At 64.2% G+C, this 6,246-nt stretch carries 7 protein-coding genes; 2 read left to right on the top strand and 5 right to left on the bottom strand.

The window, feature by feature from the left end:
• From ACYVOC_RS08405 to trpE, 4 genes are all read right to left on the bottom strand, one after another.
• Positions 1-400, bottom strand: a 400-nt coding sequence (locus ACYVOC_RS08405; RefSeq protein WP_461161468.1) for a LysE family translocator, incomplete at its 3' end; no start/stop codon positions are given.
• Positions 397-969 carry an aminodeoxychorismate/anthranilate synthase component II gene (locus ACYVOC_RS08400; protein ID WP_461161467.1) on the bottom strand — a complete coding sequence of 191 codons (573 nt, stop codon included), beginning with the start codon at positions 967-969 and terminating at the stop codon, positions 397-399. The genes ACYVOC_RS08400 and ACYVOC_RS08405, both read right to left, overlap by 4 nt.
• Positions 966-1,298, bottom strand: a complete 333-nt coding sequence (locus ACYVOC_RS08395; protein WP_116005000.1) for a chorismate mutase — start codon at positions 1,296-1,298, stop codon at positions 966-968. The genes ACYVOC_RS08400 and ACYVOC_RS08395 overlap by 4 nt, the downstream gene beginning before the upstream one ends.
• Complete coding sequence (gene trpE, locus ACYVOC_RS08390) at positions 1,295-2,794, bottom strand: anthranilate synthase component I (RefSeq protein WP_116005001.1); 1,500 nt, start codon at positions 2,792-2,794, stop codon at positions 1,295-1,297. The genes ACYVOC_RS08395 and trpE overlap by 4 nt, the downstream gene beginning before the upstream one ends.
• Positions 2,795-3,155: 361 nt before the next feature.
• Between trpE and ACYVOC_RS08385 the strand changes: the two genes are divergently transcribed.
• Both ACYVOC_RS08385 and ACYVOC_RS08380 read left to right on the top strand, forming a co-directional pair.
• Positions 3,156-3,737 (top strand): chalcone isomerase family protein, encoded by a 582-nt coding sequence (locus ACYVOC_RS08385; protein WP_461161466.1) that lies wholly within the window; start codon positions 3,156-3,158, stop codon positions 3,735-3,737.
• A gap of 270 nt (positions 3,738-4,007) precedes the next feature.
• A complete protein-coding gene (locus ACYVOC_RS08380) occupies positions 4,008-5,675 on the top strand; it encodes a methyl-accepting chemotaxis protein (protein ID WP_461161465.1) in 1,668 nt (555 codons plus the stop codon).
• 35 nt (positions 5,676-5,710) lie between these two features.
• Here the strand turns inward: ACYVOC_RS08380 and ACYVOC_RS08375 are convergent.
• A partial coding sequence (locus tag ACYVOC_RS08375; protein ID WP_461161464.1) for an HAD-IA family hydrolase occupies positions 5,711-6,246 on the bottom strand: 536 nt, incomplete at its 5' end.

Genomic DNA, 6,246 nt, shown 5'->3' with positions numbered 1-6,246 from the left:
GGTTGAGCACATTGGTCCAGAACCCGCCCATGAAAACACGGGCCAGCGAAGGCGTTGTCACCGGTTCGGCCTGCGCCGCAGCCAGCGCCGCGCCACTGCCACCCCCCGGCGCCCGGGACAGCAGCATGCGCACGCCCATCCACAGCAGGTAGGCTGCGCCCAGCACTTTGAGCACCGTGAATGCCGTGGCCGATGCCGCCAGCAGCGCACCCACACCCACGGCGGCGGCGGCGACATGCACCATGCAGCCCAGTGCAATACCCAGCGACGCCACGACCCCGGCCCGCGCGCCATGCCGCAGCGCGTTCGAGACGATATACAGCACGTCCGGCCCGGGCGTGAGGTTGAGCAACCAGCCCGCTGCGATGAATAGCAGTAGCTGGTGCGCCTCCATCGTCATGCCGCCTGCTCGAGAAAGTTCTTGAGCATGGCGTGGCCGTGCTCGGTCAGGATGCTCTCCGGATGGAACTGCACGCCCTCAATGGCCAGCTCTTTGTGGCGCACGCCCATGATCTCGCCGTCATCCGTCCAGGCGGTGATTTCCAGCACTGCGGGGCAGGTGGCGCGCTCGATGGCCAGCGAGTGGTAGCGGTTGACCGTGAACTGCGCTGGCAGCCCTGCAAAAACGCCCTTTTGCGTGGTGGTGATGACGCTGGTCTTGCCGTGCATGAGCTGCTGCGCGCGCACGATGGTGCCGCCAAAGGCCGCGCCAATGCTCTGGTGCCCCAGGCACACCCCCAGGATGGGGAGCTTGCCCGCAAAGTGCTGGATGGCCGCGACCGAGATACCCGCCTCCAACGGCGAGCACGGTCCGGGCGATACCACCAGCCGGTCGGGGGCGCGTGCGGCGATCCCTTCCACGGTGATTTCATCGTTGCGGAACACTTCCACCTGCGCACCCAGTTCACCGAAATACTGGACGATGTTCCAGGTAAAGCTGTCGTAGTTGTCGATCATCAAGAGCTTCATGGCTGGCTCCCTTGCGCAGGCGCGCGCAGGCGCGCGAACTCGCGGTGTTCAAAATCGATATAGGCTTCCATCATGCTGCGGTAGATGGCTTCGAGCACCTCGGGCTGGCCGCCCTCTGCCGCAGTGCGGGAGCGCACCCGCTGGATGATGGCTTCGATGCGCTCTTCGTCGCGCACCTGTCCCGCATCCTGCTTGATGCGCGCGGCTTGTGTCATGTAGCCGCCGCGCGTAACCAGAAGAGGCACCAGCACATCATCGAGCGCATCGATGTGGCGACGCACGTCTTCCATGGTGGCGCAGTACTGTGTGTTGTCAATGGCGCGCGTCATTCCAGGCCCTCTTCCACGAGTTCGGCGGCGCGCAGCAGGGCGCGGGCCTTGTGTTCTGTTTCTTTCCACTCCATCTCGGGCACCGAGTCGGCCACCACGCCTGCGGCAGCCTGCACGTAGAGTGTTCCGTCTTTTACGATGCCGGTGCGGATGGCGATCGCCAGGTCCATGTCACCGGCATAGCTGAGGTAGCCGCAGGCGCCGCCATACAAGCCGCGCTTGGTGGGTTCGAGCTGATCGATGATTTCCATGGCGTGCACCTTGGGCGCACCGGTGAGCGTACCCGCCGGGAACGTGGCCTTGAGCACATCCATGCTGGTCATGCCGTCATTGAGAATGCCCTCGACGTTGCTCACGATGTGCATCACGTGGCTGTAGCGCTCGACGGCAAAGGCCTCGGTCACCTTCACGCTGCCGGTCTTGGCGATGCGGCCGATGTCATTGCGCGCCAGGTCGATCAGCATCACATGCTCGGCACGTTCCTTGGGGTCGTTGACCAGTTCCACCTCGGTGGCCTTGTCCAGCTCGGGCGTGGCACCGCGCGGGCGCGTACCCGCCAGCGGGCGGATGGTGACCTTCTGCCCCTCGGGCGTACTCTCCTGGCGCACCAGAATCTCGGGGCTGGCGCCCACCACATGGCTGTCGCCAAAGTGGTAGTAGTACATGTAGGGGCTGGGGTTGAGCGCGCGCAGCGCGCGGTACAGCGACAGCGGCGACTCGGTGTAACGCTTGTGGATGCGCTGGCCGACTTGCACCTGCATGAAGTCACCGGCGGCAATCAGCTCCTTGGCGTGCTCGACGGCGGCCAGATAATCTTGCTTGGCAAAATCGCGCTGCGCCGGGTGGCCTTGCGTCGCCTGTACCTGGGGCGCGCTGACCGAATACTTGAGCTGTTCGCGCAACTCGCGCAGGCGTTTTTTGCCGTTGCTATAGGCCTCAGGGCGCGCCGGGTCCGCGTAGACGATCAGATAGAGCTTGCCCGACAGGTTGTCGATCACGGCCAGTTCTTCGCATTGCAGCAGCAAGATGTCGGGCATGCCCAGGGTGTCGGGCGGGCACGAGTTTTCCAGCTTCTTCTCGATATGGCGCACCGCGTCGTAGCCAAAATAACCCGCCAGGCCGCCGCAAAAGCGCGGCAGGCCGGGACGCAGCGCCACCTTGAAACGCTTCTGGTAAGCCGCCACGAAGTCGAGCGGGTTGCCCGGCGCGCTTTCCACCACCTGGCCGTCGGTCACGACCTCGGTCACGGCGGCGGCGCCAAAGCCGCGCGCGCGCAGCAGCGTGCGCGCAGGCAGGCCGATGAAGCTGTAGCGGCCAAAGCGCTCGCCACCCACTACAGATTCGAGCAGGAAGCTGTATTTGCCGCCATCGCGCGTGTGTGCCAGCTTCAAATAGAGCGACAACGGGGTTTCCAGGTCGGCGAAGGCTTCCGCCATGAGCGGAATACGGTTGTAGCCTTCGCGCGCCAGGCTCTGAAATTCAAGTTCGGTGATCACGGGGGAGACTCCCTGCTGGGGTGGCGCGCAAACCGCAAGGGTGGGGTCAGGCGCCGCTGTTCATGGACGGGCCCCCTGGCAGGGGCAGAAACTGCACGCCGGGAAGTACCCCAGGTGCCATCAGGTGTTCAGGCAGACAGGCTTACGCCAGGGCCAGGCCCCCCGGTCGCTGCGACCTGTAATGAACACGCGGTGAATGAACATGCCATAAAGTGTAGCAAATACACGCCTGCGCCTGCGCAAAGGCTGCGGCGCTCCCCCCCCGGGAAAACCCATGGGCAAACCCTGATGTGGTTTTCCGCCATCAGCGGCACAATTTGTTGCAGTTTACGAACGATCGTTCTTTTTTGTAAGGAGTGACATGATCAAGACGTTGCGCACCCTGTTTATTGCTGCTGGCCTGTGCGTGAGCACCGCGGCCTTTTCCATGGTGGAGCTCGCCGGGGTCAAGGTTGAAGACTCTGTCACCATCGCGGGAGCCAAGCTGCAGCTCAACGGCGCAGGCATCCGCTACAAAGGCCCCTTCAAGGTCTATGTGGGCGACCTCTACACCACCCAGCCGGTCAAATCCCTGGATGAACTGATGGTGGCTCCGGGCCCCAAACGACTGTCCATGACTTTTCTGCGCGAAATCAATTCCGCTGATTTCGGCAAACTGCTCACGCGCGGCATCGAGGACAACGTCAGCAAGAGCGACCTCTCCAAAATCATTCCCGGCATGATCAAAATGGGGGAGATTTTTGCTGCCAACAAATCCTTTGAGACAGGCGACGTCTGCGCCCTGGAATGGGACCCTGCCAAGGGCCTGAGCATCTGGGCCAAAGGCAAATTGCAGGCCGAACCCTTCAAGGACCCTGCCTTTTTCCGCGCACTGATGTCCATCTGGTTCGGCCACACCCCGGCGGACTGGAAACTCAAGGATCAGATGCTCGGCATCAAGTGATGCAGCGCGGCCCGCATAGGGCCGTCTGCCTTTTGGGTGAGACGCCTGTGCAAGGACAGGCTGTCACCGACCCGACAGTTAGAGGACTGCGCCTATGCCGCCAGCGTGCCCCTTGGGTTACGCTGATCCGCATCTGCATGGGACACACCTCTCCCTTGCAACGGCTGCACCTTCGCCCCTCCCCCACCGTGGTCACCCCACACCCGCTTTCGCAGCGCCCTGAGATACCGCCGTCGATTTTTCTGCCACCCCTTGCGCTCTGAGACCACCATGAAATTCCGCAACCTCCGTGTCGGCCCCCGTTTGGGCCTGGGTTTTGGCGCCATCCTGCTCATTACCGCATTGCTTGCCCTGACGGGCATCTGGCGCATTGGCGCGCTCAAGGACGCCAGCGAACAGGTGGCAACACGCGAAATCGAGTTGCACACCCTGGTGGACGAATGGGCTGCCGACGTACGGCTGAACTGGGTGCGCACTGAAGCCTTCCTCAAGGCCATCGACCCCGGCTACATGGAAAAGCTCACCGCGGATACCCAGGCCACCTCGACCGCCACGGAGACCAAGGCCAAGCGCATCGAAGAACTGCTGCAAAGCGACAAAGGCAAATCCCTGCTGGCCGATATCGCCGCTGCGCGCACCACCTACAGTACCAAGCTGAACGAAATCCGCGATCTGCACCGCGGCGGCGAACCCAGCGTACCCACCATGGTGGACAACGATCTGCGCCCACTGGCCGACAAATACCTGCAAACTCTGGACGGGTTGCGCAGCTTCATGGCGGCGCAGTTGGCCGAGAGCCAGCGCAACACCAACAGCCTGGCGTCGGCCAGCCAAATGTTGCTGGGCGTGGGCGCCGCAGTGGCTGTGGCCCTGGGTGCTCTGTTGGCCATCCTGGTCACGCGCTCCATCGTGCTGCCCATGCAGCAAGGCCGCAAAGCGGCAGAAAGCATTGCCGACGGCGACTTGACGCAGCCGCTGGACACCACCGCCAGCGACGAGACCGGCCAACTGCTGCAAGCCCTGGCCACCATGCAGGGCAAGCTGGCAGGCATCGTCAACAACGTGCGCCGCAACGCCGAAGGCGTGGCAACTGCCAGTGCCGAGATCGCCCACGGCAACAACGACCTGTCCGCACGCACCGAGCAGCAGGCCAGCGCGCTGGAAGAAACCTCAGCCTCCATGGAGCAACTGGGCTCCACCGTGCGCCAGAACGCCGACAACGCGCGCCAGGCCAACCAGTTGGCCGTGAGCGCGTCCACCGTCGCAGCACAGGGGGGCGAGGTGGTGGCCCAGGTGGTGCAGACCATGAAGGGCATCAACGACAGCAGCCAGAAGATTGCCGACATCATCAGCGTGATCGATGGCATTGCCTTCCAGACCAACATCCTGGCGCTCAACGCGGCCGTCGAAGCAGCGCGCGCGGGCGAGCAGGGCCGGGGCTTTGCCGTGGTGGCGAGCGAGGTGCGCAGCCTGGCCGGACGCAGCGCCGATGCCGCCAAGGAAATCAAGGCCCTCATCGGCGCCAGCGTGGAGCGTGTGGAGGCGGGATCGGCCCTGGTCGATCGCGCTGGCGCCACCATGACCGAGGTGGTTCAGGCCATCCGCCGTGTGACCGACATCGTGGGCGAAATCAGCGCTGCCAGCAGCGAGCAGAGCGCAGGTGTGGGCCAGGTCGGCGAAGCCATCACGCAAATGGACCAGGCCACCCAGCAAAACGCCGCGCTGGTCGAGGAAAGCGCAGCCGCTGCAGACAGCCTGCGCACGCAGGCCGCACAACTGGTGCAGGCCATGTCGGTGTTCCACACCGGCACAGGCAGCAGCGCTTCCGTGCAGTCACTGGCAGGCGGTGCCCCGGTGGCGCGTGCCGCCGCGCCGGCCGCACCGCGCAGCGTGCAGAGCCGTCCGGCACAGCGCCAGCTCGGCAACAGCACCCCATAAGCCACACGCGGGCGCGGGCCCGCTGCGGCACAACCTCAAGCGAGCACGAGCTCCTGTAGCGAACCCACCCAGCCATCGGCATCCACGGCCGTCACCGGCTGGCCGTGGTTGTAGCCATAGGTCACCAGCACCACAGGGCAGCCCGCGCCGCGCGCAGCTTGGGCGTCGTTGCTGGAGTCACCCACCATCAGCGTGCGCGCAGGCAGGGTGCCCAGGGCCGCGCAGGTTTTCAGCAACGGCAGCGGGTCGGGTTTCTTGCGCTCGAAAGCGTCGCCCCCAAACACCTGGGTAAAGTAACCGTCCAGCCCTTTGGCCTGCAGCAGCGGCAGCGCAAAGGCGGTGGGCTTGTTGGTCAGGCAGACCAGTGGCAGCCCTGCGGCGCGCAGCGCCTGCAGCCCTTCGACCACACCGGGATAAACCGTGGCGTGGTGGCCGTTGATGGCCAGGTAGTGCTGCTGGTAGCTGGACCATGCACGCGCATACAACGCTTCTATTTCAATAGCTGACAGCGCTTTCCCTGCTTGCCCTAGAGCATGTTTTAGCACTAAATTCAGCAGATGCTCGGAGCCCT

The organism is Simplicispira piscis (assembly GCF_054783455.1).
The sequence above is the reverse complement of the archived record's forward strand: the minus strand, read 5'-3'. Positions and strand labels throughout refer to the sequence as shown.